Below are 22,485 nucleotides of genomic sequence, written 5' to 3' on the forward strand. Positions count from 1 at the left end.
ATACAAGTTGTCTATTCTACCTCAAAAAAGAAGGAACAAACTATGTTTTGGTTTAAAAACGTAATGATTTATCGCCTAACAAAGGACTTGGATTGGTCATCGGATAAATTACAAACAGAATTAGAACAATGTGAATACCATCCTTGTAATCAATCTGATATGGGTAAGTTTGGCTGGACAAATCCATTGCGTGGTAGCGAAATGTTACATTTTTCAGTAGGAAAACAGGTTTTATTAGTTGCACACAAAGAAGAAAAAATTTTACCAGCTCACGTGATTAAATCTGAATTAGATCAACGTATTGAGCAAATCGAACTGAAAGAAAATCGCAAATTAAAGAAAGTGGAGAAACAAGCATTAAAAGATGATGTAGTTTCCGTGTTATTGCCTCGAGCATTTAGTAAGAATCAACAAACCGCTCTGTGGATTGATGCTGAAAATAATTTAATTTATGTAGATGCTGCATCTGCTAAACGTGCGGAAGATGCGCTGGCATTATTGCGTAAATCATTAGGTTCATTACCCGTGGTGCCATTGAGTTTTGCAAATGAACCGAGCGTGATTATGACAGATTGGATTACTAAAGACAGCACACCACAATGGTTAATTCCATTAGAAGAGGCTGAATTAACGGGCAGTAACGAAAGCGGTATTATCCGTTGCAAACAGCAAAATTTAGAGTCAGAAGAAATTCAAAACTTACTTAATGCGGGTAAGTTTGTAACTAAGTTGTCATTGGAATGGGAAGATAATTTATCTTTTATTTTGAATGAAGATTGTACTTTAAAACGCTTGAAATTTGCCGATCAAATTCGTGAAAAAAATGACGATATTTTAAAAGAAGATTATGCACAGCGTTTTGATGCTGACTTTGTTTTAATGACTGGCGTATTAAGTAAGCTCACAGCGAACTTACTTGATGACTTCGGTGGTGAAAAAGTGCGGTTATAAATTTTAATGTTTTATTAATCTGATAAAAACGCCTGATGTTTCAGCGACACTATATGATTTTTAGCGATAAGTTAGAATTAAAGTGTACTTGAATCGGGCGTTTATTTCTTTTATAAAGGAAATGGTTGTTATGACGATATAGGAGGATATGTTTATGACAACAGTAGCAAATGCAATTACATTTTTAAAACAGCAGAGATGGGTTGATTTAAGCCATTCTGTTACTTCTGATATTCCTTATTTTCCTGCCTTTAAACCTCTTGAAGTGAAAAGCTTATTTACGGTTGAAAAAGATAGTTTCTTCACGCAGGAATATACCTTAGTAAGCCAATATGGTACACATATTGATGCGCCTATTCATTTTGTGGATAACACTCGCTATTTAGATGAGATTCCAATCAAAGATTTTGTATTGCCTTTAGTGGTGCTCCATAAAGAAGATGCAGTGAAGCAAAATAATGATTACACCGTATCTGTTGAGGATATCTTGGCTTTTGAAGCCGAACATGGAAAAATTCCTGAGGGCAGTTTTGTGGCATTCGCAAGTGGTTGGTCAGAAAGATGGCATGATCATCAAGCTTTTTATAATAAAGATCATACCGGGCAAGCTCATACGCCCGGTTGGTCGCTTGAGGCATTAAAATTTCTACACGAACAGCGTAATGTTGCGGCAATTGGCCATGAAACGTTAGATACAGACAGTGCTTTAGATGTGTTGAAAAATAAAGATTTGGTAGGTGAGCGTTACTGGTTATCTTTGAATAAGTTTCAAGTGGAGGTACTGAATAACTTAGCTACTTTACCAGCAACTGGTGCTGCCATTTTTATCGGTGTTCCGAAAATTAAAGGTGCTCCGGGCTTTAATGCACGTGTTTTTGCGGTAGTTGATGCTAGATAATATAGAGTTAAATACATATAAAAAGCCTGCTATTTGATAGAATAGCAGGCTTTTTTATAAAAGATGTTATTTTTTATAAATGTAAGAACCATCAGTTTGGCGTATAAATCTTGTGCCGTTTTCTAAACGCATTTCAGTTACACGGCCTTGGCTATTCACTGAAACTTGTACTTTATCACCCGGTTTGAAGTTACTTAATGCATTGCCTGCGCCTTTTGCTTTAGTCATTGCGTTTACATCAGCAATGTTCAAGTTATGATTACGAAACACTTGCATTAAACTTACACCTTGTGGGACGGTTAACGTTTTACCTTTTACACTTTTCGCAGGCGCAGCTTCTACTACTGGCGCAGATTTTTTATCTACTTTCGTTGGTTTTGGCTCAACAACTTTAGCTTTTTCTTTAGTTTTTGGCTGCTCTAATGCTTTAGGTGTTTCGATGACTTTAGCTTTTTCAATCAGTTGTGGTTTCTCAACAGGCTTGTTTGCTTCCAATACTTGAGGTTTTTCATTAATTGTTGCTTGTTCAGCAGATATTTGAGTATTATTCAACACTGGTGGAGGTGTTGTCGCAGTTGAAGCTTGGGCTTCTGGCGCCTGTCTTGGTACCGTACTGTCATTGTTTTCTGTTGTTACCACTGTATTTGTATTGTTTGGCGAATTGTTTAAGTTATCCAATACAGGTGGTTCATTGTTTTGTGACTTATCTAGTGGTTGGAATTGAATTGGTACTGCATTTGCATTTTGTTGCTCAAAAGATTGCACGGTATCAGTGCTTGGTTTTAGCCAGAAGAATAAAAGGAGCAATAAAATCAATGCAAATAGCACTACAACAATACGACGATGACGTTGTGGTAGTACTTGTAAGAATGGCCAAGTTTCAGGGTTTTTCCAACTCTTTTGTACCGCTCTTACCGTTGCTGACGCTGCTGCTATTTGTGAGGACGATTGTTCTTGAGATGGAATCTCTGGTTCTACATTTTGAGCAGGATTTTCTGCTTGTGGCATTTCTGTTGTGTGCATTTCAGCAGTTTCAGTTTGTGTATTTACTATTTCAGTCACTGTTGGGGTTTCAGTATGCACTGTTGTTTCATTATGTATAGTTGTTGGCGTCACAAAGATATCACTACTTTCAGTATGTACAACAGGTTGGCTTTCTACTGTTGGATTCTGTGATGTTGTTTGGTTTGTTGCTGTTACAGGGATAGAGCTAAATGTAGGTTCTTTTCTCATAGTAAATTGAGGCACATGTTGCTCTTTTTTTGCAAATAGTCCTTTTGCTTTATCAAAAAGAGAGGGTTCAGGTTTGATCACTTTTTTCGGAGTGATCGGTTCAATTTGACTAAATTCTAAGTCGAGTTCGTTTTGTGCAGGGTTATGTTCTGCTTCATTTTTTGTTTTTTCTGGATCCACGAGAGTACCTCAATTATAAATAGCTAACTTATATACACAAAAGTGCGGTCAAAATTTTGATTATTTTAAAGGATATTTGCTGATTTTCCTATGCTGTATAAAGAGTTTTATTTGGCTCTTTGGCAATTTCTCGTGCGAGTTTTGGCACTAAATAGCCTGATGTGATGCTTTGCAATATTTTGTAAATATTTAGCGCTTTTTCATCTTCAATGTAAAAATGGCTTGCACCTTCCACTTTATCAAGTAAATGCAAGTAGTAGGGTAAAATATTAATACTAAATAATTTATCACTTAATTGCTTTAAAATTTGTGCATCATCATTAATGTTTTTTAATAATACGGATTGATTTAATAAGACAACACCCGCCTGTTTTAGTTTAAATATGGCTGCCGATAAGGTTGTATCAATTTCATTTGGATGATTAATATGCGTCACTAATACCGTTTGAAAACGGCTTTCAGATAGTATTTTACATAGTTCTGGTGTAATGCGTTGTGGAATAACCACAGGCAGGCGAGTATGAATGCGTAAGCGCTGTAAGTGCGGTATGTTTTCAAGATTTTTTATCAACCAGTTTAATTCGTGATCTTTTGCCATTAGTGGATCGCCACCTGAAAAAATCACTTCTTCAATTTCGGGACGGATGGCAATGTAGTCCAATGCCTTTTGCCAGTTTACTTTGTTACCTTTGTTATCCGCATAAGGAAAATGACGGCGGAAACAATAACGGCAATTGACGGCACACCCACCTTTTACCATTAATAGCAATCGATTATGGTATTTATGTAACACGCTTGGCACAACAGCTTCTTGTTCTTCTAAAGGATCTGTTGTAAAGCCTTCTACTTGAATAAATTCATCAGCTGAAGACATTACTTGCAAAAAAAGAGGATCTTTAGGATTGCCTTTTTCCATTCTTTGAACGAAAGGTAATGGTACCCGTAGAGGAAATAGACGACGCGCAACGATATCTTTTTCGAATGCTTCAGCAGGAAGGTTTAGGGTATTAAGTAGTAGTTTAGGATCAGAAATTGCATTTGCGAGCAGATCTGTCCAACTTTGTTCTTCTCTAATGACTATGTTTTGAGTTAAAATACGCACTTTTGACAACAATCTTTTATAACTTGAGGATAATATGGCTACATATACTACCAGTGATTTCAAACCAGGTCTAAAATTTATGCAAGATGGCGAGCCTTGCGTAATCGTTGAAAATGAATTTGTTAAACCAGGTAAAGGTCAGGCATTCACTCGTACACGTATTCGTAAATTAATTTCTGGTAAAGTATTAGATGTTAACTTCAAATCTGGTACTTCGGTTGAAGCAGCTGATGTAATGGATTTAAACTTAACTTACTCTTACAAAGATGATGCATTCTGGTATTTTATGCACCCAGAAACATTTGAGCAATATTCAGCAGATGCGAAAGCAATTGGTGATGCAGAAAAATGGCTATTAGACCAAGCAGATTGTATCGTTACTTTATGGAATGGTGCTCCAATCAGTGTAACACCTCCGAACTTTGTTGAGTTAGAAATCATTGATACAGATCCGGGCTTAAAAGGTGATACTGCGGGTACTGGAGGTAAACCAGCAACATTAAGTACTGGTGCAGTTGTGAAAGTACCTTTATTCGTACAAATTGGTGAAGTGATTAAAGTTGATACTCGTTCAGGCGAGTACGTTTCACGTGTAAAATAATGTATTTTAGTTAAGTAATATGCCATTGAACGGCATAAAGTGTGAGTAACCCTGTGCTTTTGTTATAAATTGAAACGTACGGGGTTATTTTTTGTCTTCAGGAAAATAGCGATTAGCTCTTTATTTATCTACTGGAAATGCATTTTTTATTAGAGTAGTAAAAAATATTGCTATGCTAGAACCCGCTAAACACACAAGGTATAATTTTAGTGACTCAAGTCCAATAAAAACGAACAAAGTTGCTGTTGTTCTACACTAAGTCTGAAACTAATCGCAAGGATTAAGCCCACCATTGCATGTTAATTATTCTCTTAAAACAGAGAGTAAGCACATTAGCTTTTTCTATGAGTGTGAATATCTTTAAAAAAGAGGGAGGCTTACACCTGATACTTTGTTTTATCCCCAATATCAAAATGTAACGGCATTCTCCATTTCTGAATTGCGAGTATAATAAATAATATTCCAACAACCACTGACATCACTTGTGTCGCAATAGAATTATTCAACAGTGCAATACACCAAAATAAGGCGACAAAGAGCGGTTGAAAATTTAAAAGAAAAATACGGAAACAGAAATATTCTTTGTAACATAAACCGCCTAAAGTCATTAATGCCCCTCCCAGTGCTAAGGTTTCATAACCTAACATTTGACAAATTAACGCTACCCAAGTTGCCATCTGTAAAATAAGTCGGAATGTTTTCAGATAAATATGTAAGCAAGAGGCACAAAGCGCAGCAGCAATTAAAATACCCAAATGTGCAGTGTTAGGATAATAGGGAAAAATCAGTGTCATTACACCAGCTACAACAAAACCACTGCGATATAAAATAACAGTGAGATAGTCCCAAATGTCCATTGGTGATTGAATGTGTGGATCTGCCATAATTATTCCTTACCTGTTAAAAATCGGATTTGTTGCTGTTCATTTACTTCAAGAATAGACGCCGTTTCGCCCCAATCACCCAACACAATGCGAGTAAAGTGCGGTGCTATTTGATGAATATTTTGGCGGTGTGTATGCCCATGGATCATTTTTTTCACCCCAAATTGTGCAAAGATTTGCAATACAAATTCAGGGTTTACATCCATAATCTCATAGGATTTTTGTTTTTTATCTGCTTGGCTTTTGGCTCGAATTTTCTCGGCAATTTTTAACCGCACTTTGAGCGGTAAGCATAAAAATAGCCCTTGGCGCCATTTTTGATGTACTTTTTTACGATAGCGTTGATATGCTATATCATCAGTACATAAAGTATCACCGTGGCATAGTAGTACGTTCTCACCATATAAATCAACCAGTTGATATGTAGGTAGCAGATTTATTCCACAAGCCTGTGCAAATCGCTTTCCAATGAGGAAATCACGATTCCCGTGTTGAAAATAGCACGGGATGCCTTTATCGCTGACTTGCTTAATTTGTTGTTGAACAAGTTCGATTAAAGGAGATTGTTCATCATCACCAATCCAAAAATCAAATAAATCGCCTAAGATGTAAAGTGCTTCGGCTTGTGGTGCGAGATTCTGCATAAAATCGCAAAAAAGTTCAGTTAAGTACGGTCGATTTTCGCTGAGATGTAAATCAGCAATAAAATAGGTCTTTTTCATTATGAGCATCAAAGAATTTTTTGTGTAGATTAGCATATTTTTTACGGTGATTTGTACACATATTCTGGCAATTTCGCTATACTTAGCCAAATTTTTAAAGGAATGACGTTATGTTGAAATTACTTCGTATTATTGTTGTTGTTATTTGCTGTATTTTAATTTGTGTATTTGGCACTTTATATTCGTTTATCCGTTTTAGAAATCCAAGCAATGTGGGCGTTGTGGCTCGTTGGTTTGGGCGTTTATATCCATTATTTGGCTTAAAAGTCGAGCATCGCTTCCCTGAAAATGCCGATAATATTGGAAGCTGTATTTATATCGGTAATCACCAAAATAACTATGATATGGTGACAATTTCTTATATGGTGAAACCACGTACGGTTAGTGTAGGCAAAAAAAACCTAATTTGGATACCGTTTTTTGGCATTGTGTATTGGGTGACTGGTAATATTTTAATTGATCGTGAAAACCGTACTAAAGCACATGGAACAATGAATGAGGTAGCTCGTCGCATAAAAGAAGATAATCTTTCTGTTTGGATGTTCCCAGAAGGCACACGCAGTCGTGGTCGTGGTTTATTACCATTCAAAACAGGCGCATTTTATGCCGCTGTCGCTGCGGGTGTGCCAGTGGTTCCAGTGGTTTGTTCAACAACGCAAGGCAAAATTGATTTAAATCGTTGGGATAACGGTAAAGTGATTTGTGAAATGCTAGATCCAATTGATACTTCTATGTATAGCAAAGATAACGTACGTGAACTTGCAGCGCATTGTCACGAAATTATGGCTAAACGAATCGCTGAACTGGATGCAGAAATTGCACAAAAGAGCTAATTGATTATGTTGAACCTCTCCCGTCGTCAGTTATTTAAAAGAAGCCTTCTTGCGAGTGCATTAAGTGCAATGCCGAGTAAGCTTCTTGCAGGGACACACCAATCATTATATATTCCACCATTAATGGAAACTCGTCGGGGCAAACCTGTGTTTTTGACGATGGAAGCTGTTCAACATCAATTAGATGAGGGAAAGTTTGTTGAGGTTTGGGGATTTAATGGTCATTATTTAGGGCCAACAATTAAAATCAAGAAAGGGGATTTTGCGAAACTTAACTATAAAAATAACCTTCCTCAACCTATTGCAATGAATATTCAGGGCTTACAAGCCAGTGGTGAGTTATTAGGTGGTGTAGGGCGTTATTTACAGCCAAAGGAAACTTGGGCACCTATTCTACCAATCACTCAAAGCGCCTCAACTTGTTGGTATCATTCAGTTTCTTTAGCGAATTCAGCCTATCAAACCTACCGTGGATTAGTCGGTATGTGGATTGTGGAAGATGATGAAAGTCGAAAGTTGGCATTGCCACAAAAATATGGCGTAAATGATATTCCATTGATTTTGCAAGATATGCGACTGAATAGTAATGGTTTACAATTATTTCAGCAGAATCAAAATGCACTATTAGGTAATCGTTTATTTGTGAACGGGCAAGAGGCGCCTTATTTAAAAGTGCCACGTGGTTGGGTACGTTTACGCATCGTGAATGCTTCACTTTCTCGAGCTTATGAATTGCGTTTTGATGATGATCGAACTTTCCAACTAATCGCACAAGATCAAGGCTTTTTACCGCAAGGTAAAGAGCTGAAATCTGTTTTCATCACACCAAGTGAGCGAATTGAAATTTTAGTGGATCTCAATGGTGGTGATAATGTGAGTTTAATTGCGGGTGAAAAACGAAATTTTTTACATAAAGTCACCGCACTTTTTGCTGATGAAAACGAGCTGATTGAAAATACGGTGTTAGAACTTCGTCCAGAAGGTTTGGCTTCAGTATTTAGTAAACAAGAAATACGTCAATTTAGTACAGATGCAGTGCAGAGCTTGTCGAATAAAGTGGCACAAGAACAACATTTCCATTTCGATACTAGCACAGGGATGGTGAATAACAAACACTTTGATCCCAAACGTGTTTTGAATGCAAAATTAGGTACCACTGAACGTTGGATTCTAACCTCATCCTCCCCCATGGGGTTCCGTATTCAAGGGGCTAAATTCATTATTGAAAGCATTAATGATGAGCCAATTGATCAGGCTGCCATTTCTTGGAAAGATAGCGTTTGGATTCCGGGAAAAGTACAAATTCTCGTGAAATTTGAAAATACTTCATCAAATAATCATCCGTTTATTTTTGGTTCATCAAATTTAATGTTAGCAGACAAAGGCTGTATCCGATTATTAGTAGTACAGTAAAACGATATAAAATAAAAAAGCGCGTATTAATTAGTACGCGCTTTTTTATTGGTATTGATTTATGCTTTTTTGGATAACTCTGGTGGTGCTTCATTTAAGAATAAGCGCAACACTAATAGTGCATAAGTCATACTTGGGAAAGCAAACATCATCGCATAAGCCAAGACCGCTAAACTTTGTTCCCACAGAGGAATGCTTTCTTGTAAGGGACCAGTAGATATATAAAAAGTTAGTACGACTAAGGTGTAAAGAAAGCTAATAATACCCGAAAAAAATGCAATTTGAGTCAGATTGCGTTGATGATATTGATAGCGAATGCAAACAAGTGAGAATAAAAAAGCAGGAACAGTTGCCAGTAAGAAAACGTCTTTTAACCCTTCTAAATTAAAGGCATCAAAAAAGGGCAAAAATAACGAAAAAATACATTGTGTTAATAATGGAAAAATAATGAGTGTTTTTTTATTTACCATGGGTTTTATTCTCACAGTGATATGATTAAATGGCATTTCTCGGTTAGCCAAGAAATGCCATCATTTTTATTAACGTTTTGATTTCTTAATAAATTTCATTAAACGTTTACGTTTACGTAATTGATTTGGTGTCAATTTGTTACGTTTGCCCGCAAATGGGTTGCTTCCTTCTTGGAATAATAAACGAATTGGTGAACCAATAATTTTCAGACTACGACGATAATAATTAGATAAATAACGTTTATACGAGTCTGGTAATTTATCCATTTGGTTACCGTGCACCACAATAATTGGTGGGTTATAGCCACCTGGGTGTGCGTATTTCAACTTAATACGACGACCGCTCATCATTGGTGGTTGATGTTCGTCCGTTGCCATTTGTAAAATACGGGTCAACATTGAAGTAGTCATTTTTTGTGTTGCACAAGCGTAAGCTTCTTTAATTGAATCAAATAAGTTACCTACGCCACTGCCGTGTAAAGCAGAAATAAAGTGCACACGTGCAAAATCAATGAAATCTAAACGGCGATCAAGTTCTGATTTCACTTGATCTTTGATATCTTGGTTTAGACCATCCCATTTGTTTACGACGATAACTAACGAACGACCCGCATTTAGAATAAAGCCCAGTAACGAAAGATCTTGATCTGAAACGCCTTCACGGGCATCAATGGTTAATAACACTACATTCGCATCTTGGATTGCTTGTAATGTTTTGATGACTGAGAATTTTTCTACTGCTAAATGCACTTTACCACGCTTACGCACACCTGCGGTGTCAATAATCGTATAATGCTGTCCATCTCGTTCCATTGGAATGTAGATGCTGTCGCGTGTCGTACCCGGTAAATCATATACGACAACACGATCTTCACCTAGAATGCGGTTAGTTAGAGTAGATTTACCTACATTTGGGCGTCCAACGATAGCAATCTTAATATTTTTATCTTGTTCTTTTTCCGTTTCTTCGGCAAGGGCATCATCTAAAAGTGCGGTATCTTCTTCGTTAGAAAAGTCAAAATCTTGATCCCATTCGTCTTGTTCATCATCTTGAGAAACTTCTGAATTTTCTACCGCACTTTGCTTCTCCAATGCTGTATTCATTCTTTCTGCAATTGGGGCAAGCACTTGTTCCATTAATGCTGAAACGCCACGACCTTGTGATGCAGCAATTTGTGCGATTTCACCTAAACCAAGTTGGTAAAATTCTGCACAGTGAGAGTCAGCATCGATACCATCGGTTTTATTTGCAACAAGTACAGTAATTTTGTTTTGACGTTGACGTAAATAGTTTGCGATACCAATATCTGCAGAGGTTAAACCTGCACGAGCATCGACTAAAAACAGCACTACATCTGCTTCTTCAATGGCAAGCAACGATTGCTCGGCCATTTTTTCTTCCACGCCTTCTTCTGTGCCATCAATACCTCCAGTATCGATAACGATAAAATCATAACCAGCGATATTGGCTTGACCATATTTACGGTCACGAGTTAAGCCTGGAAAATCCGCTACCAACGCATCACGAGTGCGAGTCAAACGGTTAAATAATGTCGATTTCCCTACATTTGGGCGACCAACAAGGGCAACTACAGGAGTTGTCATAAAAACCTCTTCTTCAATATTTCTGCCTATGGGTTCATAGCACAGTCAAAATTGCATTATTATAGCGGATTTTGTGCTAGATGAGAAATGGACAAGTCGGGGCAGATGGGATTATAGGGAAATAATCTTAGAATGCTTGAGAATAAAGCGATCAAATAATAAAAAGTGCGATTTTTTAACCGCACTTTTATCCAGAAAGGAATGTATTTAAGTGGTTGATTTACGTGTAAACCCAATATAAATACAGAAAATAAATCCCACAAGCAGTGCATAAGGCGTGTAATTTGAAATGCCCGCGCCAGAGGCTGCTAGTGTGAGATTGTGCGCGGCAGCTGCACCAAGCAACATTCCGATGATAAAGAATGTCGCATCATTATTTCCTTCCCCTACGTGAACTAATTGTTTGCCCGGACAGCCACCACCTAAAGAGAAACATAATCCACATAATGCCATGCCCAAGAAATTCCATAAGTATTGGTTATGTGCGATAGGTTGTTTTTCAAAACCTAAATTGAATTGACCTAATAATGCATTGGTGATCATTGAGAACAGGACAATTGCAATGACGCCATTTAATAACGAGTTATCTCGAAACAAAATAAAGTTACGGAATGCGCCGATAGAGCAGAAGCGAGAGCGTTGCATTAATACGCCAATGAGTCCACCCGCAGCAAGTGATAACCAAATATTTGCATGTTGTGAAGCAGGGCCTTTTTCTGAGAAGAAAATGGGTAAACCTTCACCGAAACTAAATCGGGTCATCAAGAAAACGAGCAAAATTACACTCACGGCAATTCCGATAAAGCTTGAGTATTTATTTTGTTCAACTACTTTTCCTAAGGAAAAATCACGCTTTGCAAAAAAGATTCCACCTAATACACCAACGAATAAACCAGCAATACCGGCAATGCTTGTTAAATCACCACCACCTAAGCGGAGATATGCACGCCAAGGGCAACCTAAAAAGGTTAATGCACCAAGCATAGAAAAAAAGCCGAGAATCATGCGAATGAAAGGGCTTGAGCCACCACGAGGACGAAACTCTTTGCTAAATAATGCACTGATTAAAGCACCTAAAATCAACCCAATGATTTCTGGGCGAATATATTGTAGTGGAGTAGCTTGATGTAGGCCAACAGCACCAGCGGTGTCACGTAAGAAACAGGCTGCGCAAAAGCCCATATTACCAGGATTGCCATTATAGGTTAGAAGTGGAGCAACGATACCAAGTGCAGCACCTGCAACCACAGGCCAAGAAATAATTTTCATAATTAGACCTTTGTGATATCTGAAGTTGAATTAAATTGTGAGTGTTTTTAATCAATTAAAAACGAATAGATTGTATGAAATGCAAACAAAATATGCAAAGTGAATTTGTGATTATTTTGCGCTCGAACAAAGAATTGTAAGAAAAGGGAACATATTGATTTTGAAAAACAAAAAAGCCACTTTAAAAAGTGGCTTTCTTTAAGAATTCATTGGCGGAACGGACGGGACTCGAACCCGCGACCCCCTGCGTGACAGGCAGGTATTCTAACCAGCTGAACTACCGCTCCGTAGTAGAATAAAATTGGCGGAATGGACGGGACTCGAACCCGCGACCCCCTGCGTGACAGGCAGGTATTCTAACCAGCTGAACTACCACTCCGCACAGGTGAGGGGTATATTAATGACGAAGTATGTATTCGTCAACTCTTTTTTTTATATTTTAAATTGCTTGCTTAATCCGTAAACGATCATCAATGAATGTTTTCTTCACTCAAGCGTTTTTCCCATAAACAGTTTCCTTTGCTTTTTTTATTCAGCAATTTAATGTATTCAATATGGGCTTGTAGCTCGTCTTCGGTCGGCATTAATTTTTTCAAATCTTGTGAAAAAACGACCGCACTTTGCACTTCTTCTTGTGTTGTTGCAACGATAATTTCTGGCTCACTTTCATCAAATAGACTAGTTTGCCCCCCTGTCATCGTCAGGTAAACATCAGCCAGAATTTCCGCATCCAGTAATGCTCCGTGAAGAGTGCGTTTACTGTTATCAATTCCTAAACGATCACAAAGTGCATCTAAGCTATTACGTTTACCCGGATACATTTGACGAGCCATTTGTAGAGTATCAGTAATCAAGCAAATTTCACTGGTATTGAGGCCAATATTTAATTTGCTAAATTCATAATCCATAAAGCCAATATCGAACGAAGCGTTATGGATCAGCAATTCAGCACCTTGAATATATTCAATAAATTGCTGTGCAATTTCATTAAACGTTGGTTTGTCTGCTAACATTTCATCAGTGATACCATGAACTTTAATCGCATCAGGATCAACGGGGCGATCAGGTTTGATATAAATATGAAAATTATTGCCAGTTAAACGGCGGTTTATCATTTCCACCGCACCAATTTCGATGATGCAATGGCCTTCATAATGCGCACCAAATTGGTTCATACCCGTAGTTTCGGTATCCAGCACAATTTGACGTGTAGGTTGAATAGGGGGTGTCATTTTCTTTCTATATCTTTCGGTTAATTTCGGTTATGATCTTTGCTTAATTCGGAATTGTAACAAAGATTATGCAAAAACAAATTGAAATTTTTACAGATGGTTCTTGTTTAGGCAACCCCGGGCCGGGTGGGATTGGGATATTATTGCGTTATAAACAACATGAAAAACAGATTTCAAAAGGTTATATACAAACCACTAATAACCGTATGGAATTACGTGCAGTGGTTGAAGCCCTAAACGCCCTGAAAGAGCCTTGCACAGTGACTTTGCATAGCGACAGCCAATATATGAAAAATGGCATCACAAAGTGGATTTTTAATTGGAAAAAGAATAATTGGAAAGCCAGCACAGGCAAGCCGGTTAAAAATCAAGATTTGTGGATAGCCCTTGATCAAGCGATTCAACGCCACAACATTAATTGGCAATGGGTAAAAGGGCATTCTGGCCACGTTGAAAATGAAATTTGCGATGAACTTGCTAAAGCCGGCGCAGAAAAACCGACGTTGGAAGATGTGGGTTATCAGCCTGAATAAAACTTTTTAAAAATTGACCGCACTTTTACGCTTTTAGCTTCCCAATATCAGCCAAAATCTAAAACAAACTCTGCTGCCCGATTAAAAACTCGGGCTTCGCTTTTACCTCAAATCCATATTCTGTCAAATACCCTTTCAAACGCTCAATATTGTAGAACGAATGGCTTTTCGTCGTATTTTGAAAATAGAGGTGCAGACGATCAAATTCGCTTTTATGTTGATTGAGTAGTGTTGCTAAATTTTGCAATTCAACATCGTTGTAACGGTAATCGTGTCGCTCTTGTGCGGATTGTGCTTGCCACCAATTAGGATTGCGCCCGTGTAAGCGTAAATAAGCAGTGCGTTAATTGGCATAAAATTGAAAAGCAGGTAAACCGATATTTTGCGGATAATCCACATTGCACCAAATCAGATTTGCTTTTCTACCATATCTTGCAACGCTTTTGACCCTATCGGTGCATGAAAAGTACTGTTGATTTCAATGGCATCATAGTGCTGGCTGTAAATCGTCAAAAACTCTGTTTTATCTGTGCCAAAGAGATAAAGCGTACCGACTAAATCCGTATCGCTATAACCGCCAGTGCTAATGTAAATACGGAGATTGTATATTACTTTTTGTTGTTGAAAATCCCAAATGGAATTAGTTTAGAAGGAAAGAGTAAAAGATAATGGTCTGTTGTATCCACGTTTATAACAGACTATTATCTTTATTATCCCTCATCAACTGCACGAAGAGAAATATTCCACTTGCCCGCAATTTCTCGAATGCGTTCATATTCCTCAAAAGAGAAAATCATAAATAAGCAGCTGTCATTGCCATTCCAATAGTTACAAAGAGTGTAATTTTGTGAGGCAAGTGCTTGTTGAACGTAAGGGTAGAGTGCATCATTATAGGTTTCTTCAGGGCATTCAAGTTTAATTTTATTGGTCAACATACTATTGACCGCATATTCCAACTCTTCCGCATCAAATTTCCAATCGGTCAATTTAGAAAGGGCTTGTTGTTCGAGAATATCCGCCAAACTTAAGCTAGGATAATTTTTCCCATCTACAACAAATGCATTTTCATCCCAATCAAAATACTCATCATAATGTTCGTGCTCAGGGTCTGCTGGCAAAATCCCTTTTTCTTGCCAATATAAATACCCATCAGCCCACTCACCTTGTGCTTCAAAAAGGGCTGCAATGTCATCGATATATTGTTCGATAAACTCATCATCTACGAGTGATAAGTGTAAAAGCTCGGAAAGATCTTGTTTTAATTCGGTGTTCATTTTGTATTTTAATATTGAGTTTAAATTAAAATTTATTATTGAGATATTATTGTAGTTTAAATTATAAACTGATTGTGTGAGTTATTGAATGATATTGTTTAAAGTAAATGAACTACTATCGTGCGCCCTACAAATATTAATATTGTTGCTTGAATAATTTTATGGCTCTTGGGATAAGTCTCTTTTTAAGTAAAAATAAGTGAGATGCCAGTTTGAGGTATCATATAAGATATGATGTAGAATTTATATACATAAATCTATTATCGTATAGAATGTATTCTCTAAAAAAACATCAAGCTCTAAGGAAAAAAATGAAAAGAAACCTCATCACAACAGCAATTTTATTTACTTTACCAACGTTAACATTTGCTCAAGGGAAGCAAACAACGGATGAATTGCAACCAATTCATGTTTATTCAGCCTATGCAGTGCCTGTCAGTCAAGATAAAACAGCTTCATCAGTGACAGTCTTAACGGAGAAAGAATTTAATGCACGTAATTCCACTTATGTAAGTGATGTTCTGAAAACGGTACCTAGCATAGCTTTAGGTATCAGCGGTGGGCGTGGAACTTTAACTAGCCTGTTTCTACGTGGGGCAAATTCAAATCAAACAGCAGTAATTATTGATGGCGTAAAAATGAAGCCTGCTTCTAATTTGGGCTTTGATTTCGGTGGCTTAAGCTTGAGTAATATTGAACGTATTGAAATTTTACGCGGTGAACAATCTGCGCTTTGGGGCAGTGATGCAATGGGTGGTGTTATTTATATCACCACTAAAAGTGGTCTTTATAAAGAGAAACCTTTTAATTTAGACTTTGATATAGGAGCAGGATCTCACAATACTTATTCGGGTTCAGCTACGCTGTCTGGCTACAATAATCATTTTTACTATTCGTTACATGGGGATATTCATCGTACTCATGGTATTTCAGCATTAAGTGCTAATAAATTTTATTATACTTCAACTTCTGGTGTTGCATTTTCAACCGGAGGTGCGATTGAAAAAGACAAATTCCAACGTGATAACACATCTCTTCGTTTGGGTTATGATGACAATAATAAAGGTATTGAGATTTTAACTTCTTATTCATCCCAAACCGCACATTATGATGAAACTTATGGTCGTATAGAATCGTTCTATGATGATAGAACTCGTACTCGCGAGGCGATCACTAAACTCAGTGGGTATTTAGGTAATGATCAAGCGTTGTTTAAGCATCGTTTGTCAGTGACTAGGTTAAAAACAGACAGTGATACTTTTACTACAAAAGTAATTTATGACCCAAATACTTATGCCCAAATAGGTAATGAACCAACTAAAAATGCTTATGATAGCAAGGTGTTGAATACTCATTATCAGTTAGATATTAATTTTGACCGTGATGGTTCAGTTACACAATCTATTAGCATATTAGGTGAATATCAACGCTCAAATTATGATGCAACAAATTATGTTGCTGAGAAAAAACTGACTGAAAAGAGTATTGCTAGTGAGTATCGTTTATTTAGTGATGCAGACCATAGCTTATCATTCAGTGGGCGTTTTACAGATAATTCACACTATCAAAATGCTTTTACTGGGCGAGTTGCAGGGGCTTATCGTTTATCTTCAAATTTACGAGCCCATGGCAGTTTGGGAACTGCAATCCAAAATCCTACAATGATTGACTATTATGGCTATTATGGAAATTACAAAGGTAATCCAGCCTTAAAACCAGCTAAAAGTTTAGGTGGTGAATTGGGGTTGTTGATTGAAACAACAAATAAAGAACATAGCTTAGATGTCACTTATTTTGCTCGTAATGTGAAAGATTTTATTAGCAGCAACTCGACATATACAAGCTCAATTAACCTAAATGGCACAACTAAAGTAAAAGGGTTTGAATTAGTTTATAAAGGAAAATTAACGGAAGATTTGACCGCTTATGCTAATTATACTTTTACTCGAGCGAAAGACAGTAAAGGTATTGAATTGGCGCGTCGTTCAAAACATTTAGCAAATGCAGGGTTAAGTTATCAAATCACTTCTGCATGGGGATATGATATTAGTCTTTCTTATGTTGGTAAACGTATTGATACTTATCCACATCGTACTAAAATGCCTTCATACACATTACTTAATTTAGGCATGAATTACCAATTTACTAAGAACTTAAACTTCTATGTGCATCTTAATAATGTTTTTGATAAAAAATATGAAAATATATTAGGTTATGGTCAAGATGGGCGTAATTTCTTTATGGGAGTAAAAGGCTCTTTTTAGTCATCGAACTAGCATAAGTTTATTCAAATTAATTTGATGAAATGGGTGGATTGAAGTCCACCCAAATAGAAATGTTAAAAAAATTACAATTTTTTACCGCACTTTTTATATTTATTCCCTTTGCTTTTGCTGAAAAAGCAGAGCGGTTTGTATCACTGAATCTCTGTAGTGATCGATTACTCATTGAATTAGCACGCCCCGAACAAATTGCAGCTCAGTCATCTTACTCTAGAAATGTATTGATGATGTTAGATAAAGTCAATCATGACAAGCCAATAATAGAACCAACGCTGACATCTCTGTTACCCTATTTGACCACAACGGTGTTGATTAACCCGACTTTTTATCCACAATTAACTGAAAAACTGAAACAGCTTGGTGTAAAAGTTTTTCCAGTAGTTGATCCACAAACACCTGAGCAGCTGTTTGATTTAATGTTGCGATTAGGACAACTCACTGGAAATAGTTCGCATTCTGAGCAGTTGGTTGAGCAGCTCAAATTGCAGAGTTTTCACTCAATACTATCGCTTACAGGAACATTAATTTTATCTGATACAGGTGTAATTGATAGCAATCAGCAACCTTATCGTACATTACTTGAATTGTCAGCACTCAACCCAATGCAAACAACGATAACCCCTCAAAATTTTTCATTAGAAAAGTTAATATTAAGCCAACCAAATCAGCTTATAGTACTCAGCGATCAAGATAGTTATAACGAGCAGGCAGAGTTACTTAAACACCCAATTTTGCAAAAAATCTTCCAAAATCGACCGCTTGTCACAATTCCACTTAAATATAGCTACTGTTTTGATCATGGACTATGGCTAGGAGCAGAACAAATTTATCAGCAACTGAATAAAATAAACGACAAAAAATGATACAACCCAAAACCCTAAACCTTATTTTATTGCTAACATTGCTCGCCTTAATTGCGTTTGCCTGTGGCTATCAGCTTAGTCAATTTACTGCACTTGCCAATGCTGAAGGGGTATTGACTGATATGCGTTCTCTGGTGTTGTCAGATATTCGCCTACCACGTATTTTATTAGCGGTGCTCACAGGTGCAAGTCTTGCCCTCGCAGGCAATGTGATGCAAGGGATTTTCCAAAATCCGCTAGCAAGCCCAGGATTATTAGGCAGTGCCAACGGAGCAACCACTGCGAGCGTATTTATTCTCTACTACTTCTCAGCTCCTTTTACGGTTCTACTATTTGGCGGTGTTTTAGGCGCATTATTGAGCTTTTTTATCGTTTATTTTATCGCTAGAAATTACGGCACAACCATGATGATTTTAAGTGGTGTAGCTGTCAATATGTTATTGGGTTCGGCGATTGCCTTACTACTGTCCAACGCCCAAAGCCCTTGGGCATTGGCAGAACTTTACCGCTGGCTACAAGGCTCATTAATCTGGGCAAAATTAGATACCTTATTGATTTCCTTACCCATTGTGTTACTCGGCATCGCTTGCATTTACAGCCAACGCCGTTATGTTGACTTACTCACTTTCGGCGAAGAAACCGCCAGCACAATGGGCATAAACCTAAAGCGTAGCTTTTTTATCACCACATTCGGTGTAGCCTTGTTGGTGGGGGCAACCATTCCCCAAACGGGCACTATCGGATTTATCGGCTTAATTGCACCGCACTTTGCTCGTATCTTACTTAAAAAACGCCCTTCACAACTTTATTTAACCAGTAGCCTTATCGGTGCGTTATTACTGTTAATCGCCGATCTCGGCATTTTATATCTGCCATTTTTCTCGCATATCTACATCGGCACGCTCACCGCCATTATTGGCGCACCAGTGTTGATTTGGATTTTGCTCACGCAACAGAGGAGGCTTTATGATTAAAGTCGAAAATCTGAGCTTACCCTATGCTTTAAAGAATGTGAATTGCCACATTCCACAAGGCAAACTTGTCGGCATTATGGGGGCAAATGGGGCAGGGAAATCCACATTATTGAAAGCTATTGCGGGGATTTTACCCTTATCTGCGAAGCAAACAAGAGGTCAAATTTGGCTAAATTCTTGCAAATTAAGCGCAATGTCCGCCTCACAAAAAAGCCAGCTGATCGCCTATCTCGCTCAAAATACCGCCATTTATTGGGATTTATCTGTCTATGATGTCATTGCTCTTGGCTTATCGTCCCCACTGAAAAAAAGTGATGAACAGCAAAAAGTGCGGTCAATTTCACAAAAGTTTTCTGTTGAACATCTGCTCGACAAACCTTTCCAACAGCTTTCAGGGGGTGAGAAAACAAGGGTACAGCTCGCTCGTTGTTGTATCAAAAACAGCCCCATTTTACTGGCTGATGAACCCATTGCTTCGCTCGATCCTTATTATCAAATCGACATTATGCAACAGCTCAAAGCTCTCACTCCTGAACAAACGTGCGTAGTGGTTATCCATCATTTATCTCTAGCTTATCGTTTTTGTGATGAAGTGATCTTACTTAAAAATGGCGAAATTATCGCCAGTGGCGAAACACAAGCGGTGCTCAATCCACAAAATCTTGCAAAAGGGTTTGGGATTAGGGCAGAAGTGGATAGGGAAAGAAAAGAAATTTTAGGTATAGATAAATTAAAAATTGAGTGCTAAAACAAACTCTGTTGCCCGATTAAAAACTCAGGTCTAGCTTTGATTGAAAACCCGTATTCGGATAAATAGCCTTTTAAGCTCTCGATATTGTAGAAAGAATGGCTTTTGGTGGTGTTTTGAAAATAGAGATAGAGCTGGTCGAATTCATCTCTGCGTTGATAAAGTAACTTGGCTAAATGTTGTAATTCGCTTTCACTATAACGGTAGTCGTGGCGTTCTGCCGCTGATTGCGCTTTCCACCAATTTGGATTACGACCATGTAGACGTAAATAAGCAGTGCGTTGATTGGCGTAAAATTGAGAAGTGGGCAAGCCGATATTCTGTGGATAATCTACATTACACCAAATCAAATTTTGTTTACCTTGAAAATAATCCAGTACAGATTGGATATGCCAACTGGCATGGCGAAATTCAATGACTAAGGGATAGCCTTCAAACCAAGACACCAATTCCGCAAGATAATAACGATTGGCTTGAGTGCGTTCAAAACTCGAGGGAAACTGAATAAACAAATTTGCTAAGCAATTTTGTTCTATCAACGGCTGTAACGCATTTAAAAAGGCTTCCGCTTGTTGTTTAAGTGCGGTGCGTTTATGGCTAAAATCCTGATGCAATTTCACCGAAAATCTCAACCGCTCTTTTGCCTTTTCCACCATACCCTGCAACGCCTTCGCCCCAATTGGTGCGTGAAACGTGCTATTTATTTCAATGGCATCATAGTGCTGGCTATAAATCGTCAAAAAATCCGATTTATCTGTACCAAATGGATAAAGGGTACCGATTAAATCTGTATCACTATAACCACCTGTGCCGAGGTAGATGTGGGGTGTTTGCATTTGATTTTGTTACAAAGTGAGAAATGGAGTAAGTTTAGAAGGAAATTAGAAAAAGGCAAGCGGTCAGATTCTTGGTAAAATTTGCAAAATCTTATGGGGAGGTGATTGATTGTGAGTAACCTATTTAATAATGATGGAGCATGCTCGTCTATGACTAGAGCCGTAGCATATACCAAATGTTTTGCCACTTGTCGAAGACGAGCGAAATCTAGAGAAGTCTTATGAAATTTACTAGTTAATTTTTTTCCCTGTATAGCTATTTACTCGCCTTTTTATTTTTTTAAATTCATATTCAGTGTCTTCATTTAATACGGCTTTTAATAACCACCCCACATCTTTGGCTGATTGTTCATAAGCTTCGTCATTGTTTTTACTATTTTTTATATTTTTTTCCCAGATACATTCTAATGGAGTATTTGTCCAATCTGCATTATCTTTACCAAATAAATCTCGTACGGAAAATTCATCTCCATGATTATGACAATTTAACCATGCGTATACAGACCCTTTAATAAATGCTTTAGCTAATTCTTTTTGTTTTGTATCTAATCCTCTAACATCATAAATTGTTTCTTCATTTATAAACATTTGTTACTCCTTAGCTTTAGAAATTTTCCACGCCTCATTTCTATTCTATTAGAAGAATATACGCGTAGCACGAAATTTTATATAAATATTTATACAGCATTTATACCTTTCAACAATTTTTCTCCATCAATAATTTGTGACAATGTTTGTGCAAAAGGAAATGGACGCCCTAAAATAGATTTTACTTGTTTAGCTCTAATTGGTTTTTTAGTTAAATCAATAAAATTATCTAGCTTTTGGAAAAAGGTTTTTCCTTCAATACCATAATGATGTCTTATTTCTACTATGCCAGTTGCTCTACCAAATGCGACTATACCTTCTCCAGATTCATATAAGAAAACATAATCACCTTTTTTGATACGATTAATCTTTTCCTTATAACCGTCTTCAAAAGCCGCTGCAACTTGATTATTTAGCATAAAATGATGATCATCAACATCATTTACTTTATTTGTGTTAAGTAAAAAATATTTCACTTCTAAAGAAGTATCTAATTCTGCTTCTGTTTGCTTATCATCTGATCTTTTTTTCTCCCATTCTTTAATAATATATTCTTGAATTAAATCATTAATAATATCTTGTCTGGTTGTTTCCCAAGCATCTGATAGTTCTTGTAAAATAAGATCATCTTTTCTTGACAGGCGTAAACTCAAAGTAATTTTATCTTGGTTACGTTGGTTATAGGATTCTGTACGGCTATCGATAAAACTCATGAATATCTCCTCTGAATTTCTTAAATTGATTAATTGAAATAAATAATATGTCAATTTTAATATAGTATTTATTTTATGCAAGCATTATAATAATTTTTTTTTGAAATAATAATTATTCTTAGAATATCTAGGGTGATGAAACTCATCAAGTATAACCACTTGTGTTTATTTAGATGGGCAGAGTTTGTATTGGTTGTATTATAGTTTAGTTATAATACAGAAAATACATGATAGATACCGCTCATTTATACAAGCGGTATTGATGAGGCTAGTTTAAAACA

At 37.1% G+C, this 22,485-nt stretch carries 22 protein-coding genes, 2 tRNA genes and 1 pseudogene; 10 read left to right on the top strand and 15 right to left on the bottom strand.

From position 1 onward, the window contains the following. Positions 1-42 precede the first annotated feature (42 nt). Both rdgC and CKV78_RS01805 read left to right on the top strand, forming a co-directional pair. Positions 43-951, top strand: a complete 909-nt coding sequence (gene rdgC, locus CKV78_RS01800; protein WP_005764651.1) for a recombination-associated protein RdgC — start codon at positions 43-45, stop codon at positions 949-951. A 154-nt stretch (positions 952-1,105) separates the two neighbouring features. Next, a complete protein-coding gene (locus tag CKV78_RS01805; protein ID WP_032855630.1) occupies positions 1,106-1,849 on the top strand; it encodes a cyclase family protein in 744 nt (247 codons plus the stop codon). A gap of 66 nt (positions 1,850-1,915) precedes the next feature. On the opposite strand, the gene oapA is transcribed toward CKV78_RS01805, so the two are convergent. Both oapA and epmB read right to left on the bottom strand, forming a co-directional pair. Continuing rightward, complete coding sequence (gene oapA / locus CKV78_RS01810; protein WP_005764649.1) at positions 1,916-3,262, bottom strand: opacity-associated protein OapA; 1,347 nt, start codon at positions 3,260-3,262, stop codon at positions 1,916-1,918. 88 nt (positions 3,263-3,350) lie between these two features. Continuing rightward, positions 3,351-4,364 carry an EF-P beta-lysylation protein EpmB gene (epmB, locus tag CKV78_RS01815; protein WP_005764648.1) on the bottom strand — a complete coding sequence of 338 codons (1,014 nt, stop codon included), beginning with the start codon at positions 4,362-4,364 and terminating at the stop codon, positions 3,351-3,353. Positions 4,365-4,398: 34 nt separating this feature from the next. Between epmB and efp the strand changes: the two genes are divergently transcribed. Beyond that, entirely contained in the window at positions 4,399-4,965 is a 567-nt protein-coding gene (efp, locus tag CKV78_RS01820) for an elongation factor P (protein ID WP_005719907.1), read from the top strand. A 377-nt stretch (positions 4,966-5,342) separates the two neighbouring features. Here efp and CKV78_RS01825 read toward each other — a convergent pair whose 3' ends face one another. Continuing rightward, positions 5,343-5,849 (bottom strand): DUF2301 domain-containing membrane protein, encoded by a 507-nt coding sequence (locus CKV78_RS01825; RefSeq protein ID WP_005764647.1) that lies wholly within the window; start codon positions 5,847-5,849, stop codon positions 5,343-5,345. A gap of 2 nt (positions 5,850-5,851) precedes the next feature. Next, on the bottom strand, positions 5,852-6,571 hold the full coding sequence (gene lpxH, locus CKV78_RS01830; RefSeq protein WP_032855629.1) for a UDP-2,3-diacylglucosamine diphosphatase: 720 nt from the start codon (positions 6,569-6,571) through the stop codon (positions 5,852-5,854). Positions 6,572-6,681: 110 nt separating this feature from the next. On the opposite strand from lpxH, the gene CKV78_RS01835 reads away from it, so the two are divergent. Then, positions 6,682-7,404, top strand: a complete 723-nt coding sequence (locus tag CKV78_RS01835) for a 1-acylglycerol-3-phosphate O-acyltransferase (RefSeq protein ID WP_032855627.1) — start codon at positions 6,682-6,684, stop codon at positions 7,402-7,404. Between the two features lie 6 nt (positions 7,405-7,410). Continuing rightward, on the top strand, positions 7,411-8,817 hold the full coding sequence (locus CKV78_RS01840) for a multicopper oxidase domain-containing protein (protein WP_005764641.1): 1,407 nt from the start codon (positions 7,411-7,413) through the stop codon (positions 8,815-8,817). A 59-nt stretch (positions 8,818-8,876) separates the two neighbouring features. Here the strand turns inward: CKV78_RS01840 and CKV78_RS01845 are convergent, their stop codons facing one another. The 6 genes from CKV78_RS01845 to dnaQ all read right to left on the bottom strand — a co-directional run bounded on the left by CKV78_RS01845 (position 8,877) and on the right by dnaQ (position 13,393). Continuing rightward, a complete protein-coding gene (locus CKV78_RS01845) occupies positions 8,877-9,287 on the bottom strand; it encodes a hypothetical protein (protein WP_032855626.1) in 411 nt (136 codons plus the stop codon). A gap of 69 nt (positions 9,288-9,356) precedes the next feature. Next, positions 9,357-10,892 (bottom strand): ribosome biogenesis GTPase Der, encoded by a 1,536-nt coding sequence (der, locus tag CKV78_RS01850; RefSeq protein ID WP_005764636.1) that lies wholly within the window; start codon positions 10,890-10,892, stop codon positions 9,357-9,359. A gap of 207 nt (positions 10,893-11,099) precedes the next feature. Beyond that, a complete protein-coding gene (gene yedE / locus CKV78_RS01855; RefSeq protein ID WP_005764634.1) occupies positions 11,100-12,161 on the bottom strand; it encodes a YedE family putative selenium transporter in 1,062 nt (353 codons plus the stop codon). 210 nt (positions 12,162-12,371) lie between these two features. After that, a tRNA-Asp gene (locus CKV78_RS01860) sits at positions 12,372-12,448 on the bottom strand. Positions 12,449-12,463: 15 nt separating this feature from the next. Continuing rightward, a tRNA-Asp gene (locus CKV78_RS01865) sits at positions 12,464-12,540 on the bottom strand. 91 nt (positions 12,541-12,631) lie between these two features. Beyond that, a complete protein-coding gene (gene dnaQ / locus CKV78_RS01870; RefSeq protein ID WP_005764631.1) occupies positions 12,632-13,393 on the bottom strand; it encodes a DNA polymerase III subunit epsilon in 762 nt (253 codons plus the stop codon). A 68-nt stretch (positions 13,394-13,461) separates the two neighbouring features. On the opposite strand from dnaQ, the gene rnhA reads away from it, so the two are divergent. Further along, positions 13,462-13,926: a ribonuclease HI gene (rnhA, locus tag CKV78_RS01875; protein WP_005764629.1), complete on the top strand. Its 465-nt coding sequence runs from the start codon at positions 13,462-13,464 to the stop codon at positions 13,924-13,926. Between the two features lie 58 nt (positions 13,927-13,984). Here the strand turns inward: rnhA and CKV78_RS01880 are convergent. Together CKV78_RS01880 and CKV78_RS01885 are read right to left on the bottom strand one after the other, a co-directional pair. Next, positions 13,985-14,535 (bottom strand): annotated as a pseudogene (locus tag CKV78_RS01880) (DUF72 domain-containing protein). A 101-nt stretch (positions 14,536-14,636) separates the two neighbouring features. Beyond that, positions 14,637-15,200 (bottom strand): DUF6630 family protein, encoded by a 564-nt coding sequence (locus CKV78_RS01885; RefSeq protein ID WP_005764625.1) that lies wholly within the window; start codon positions 15,198-15,200, stop codon positions 14,637-14,639. Between the two features lie 311 nt (positions 15,201-15,511). Between CKV78_RS01885 and CKV78_RS01890 the strand changes: the two genes are divergently transcribed. From CKV78_RS01890 to CKV78_RS01905, 4 genes are all read left to right on the top strand, one after another. Next, complete coding sequence (locus CKV78_RS01890) at positions 15,512-17,464, top strand: TonB-dependent receptor plug domain-containing protein (RefSeq protein ID WP_032855625.1); 1,953 nt, start codon at positions 15,512-15,514, stop codon at positions 17,462-17,464. 71 nt (positions 17,465-17,535) lie between these two features. Next, a complete protein-coding gene (locus tag CKV78_RS01895) occupies positions 17,536-18,345 on the top strand; it encodes a substrate-binding domain-containing protein (RefSeq protein WP_032855624.1) in 810 nt (269 codons plus the stop codon). Then, the gene (locus tag CKV78_RS01900; RefSeq protein ID WP_005764619.1) at positions 18,342-19,319 is read left to right on the top strand and encodes a FecCD family ABC transporter permease; all 978 of its coding nucleotides are present in this window, start codon (positions 18,342-18,344) and stop codon (positions 19,317-19,319) included. The genes CKV78_RS01895 and CKV78_RS01900 overlap by 4 nt, the downstream gene beginning before the upstream one ends. Beyond that, a complete protein-coding gene (locus CKV78_RS01905; protein WP_005764617.1) occupies positions 19,312-20,067 on the top strand; it encodes an ABC transporter ATP-binding protein in 756 nt (251 codons plus the stop codon). Before CKV78_RS01900 ends, CKV78_RS01905 begins: the two co-directional genes overlap by 8 nt. On the opposite strand, the gene CKV78_RS01910 is transcribed toward CKV78_RS01905, so the two are convergent. From CKV78_RS01910 to CKV78_RS01920, 3 genes are all read right to left on the bottom strand, one after another. Then, positions 20,064-20,903, bottom strand: coding sequence for a DUF72 domain-containing protein (locus tag CKV78_RS01910; protein WP_005764615.1), 840 nt, complete (start codon positions 20,901-20,903; stop codon positions 20,064-20,066). The two genes, CKV78_RS01905 and CKV78_RS01910, sit on opposite strands and share 4 nt — an antisense overlap. A gap of 231 nt (positions 20,904-21,134) precedes the next feature. Then, positions 21,135-21,491, bottom strand: coding sequence for a hypothetical protein (locus tag CKV78_RS01915; protein ID WP_005764612.1), 357 nt, complete (start codon positions 21,489-21,491; stop codon positions 21,135-21,137). Positions 21,492-21,580: 89 nt separating this feature from the next. Further along, positions 21,581-22,204 carry an EVE domain-containing protein gene (locus CKV78_RS01920; RefSeq protein ID WP_005764610.1) on the bottom strand — a complete coding sequence of 208 codons (624 nt, stop codon included), beginning with the start codon at positions 22,202-22,204 and terminating at the stop codon, positions 21,581-21,583. Between the last annotated feature and the right edge of the window lie 281 nt (positions 22,205-22,485).

Origin of the sequence: Pasteurella dagmatis, from assembly GCF_900186835.1 — a bacterium.
Taxonomy (GTDB): Bacteria; Pseudomonadota; Gammaproteobacteria; order Enterobacterales; family Pasteurellaceae; genus Pasteurella; species Pasteurella dagmatis.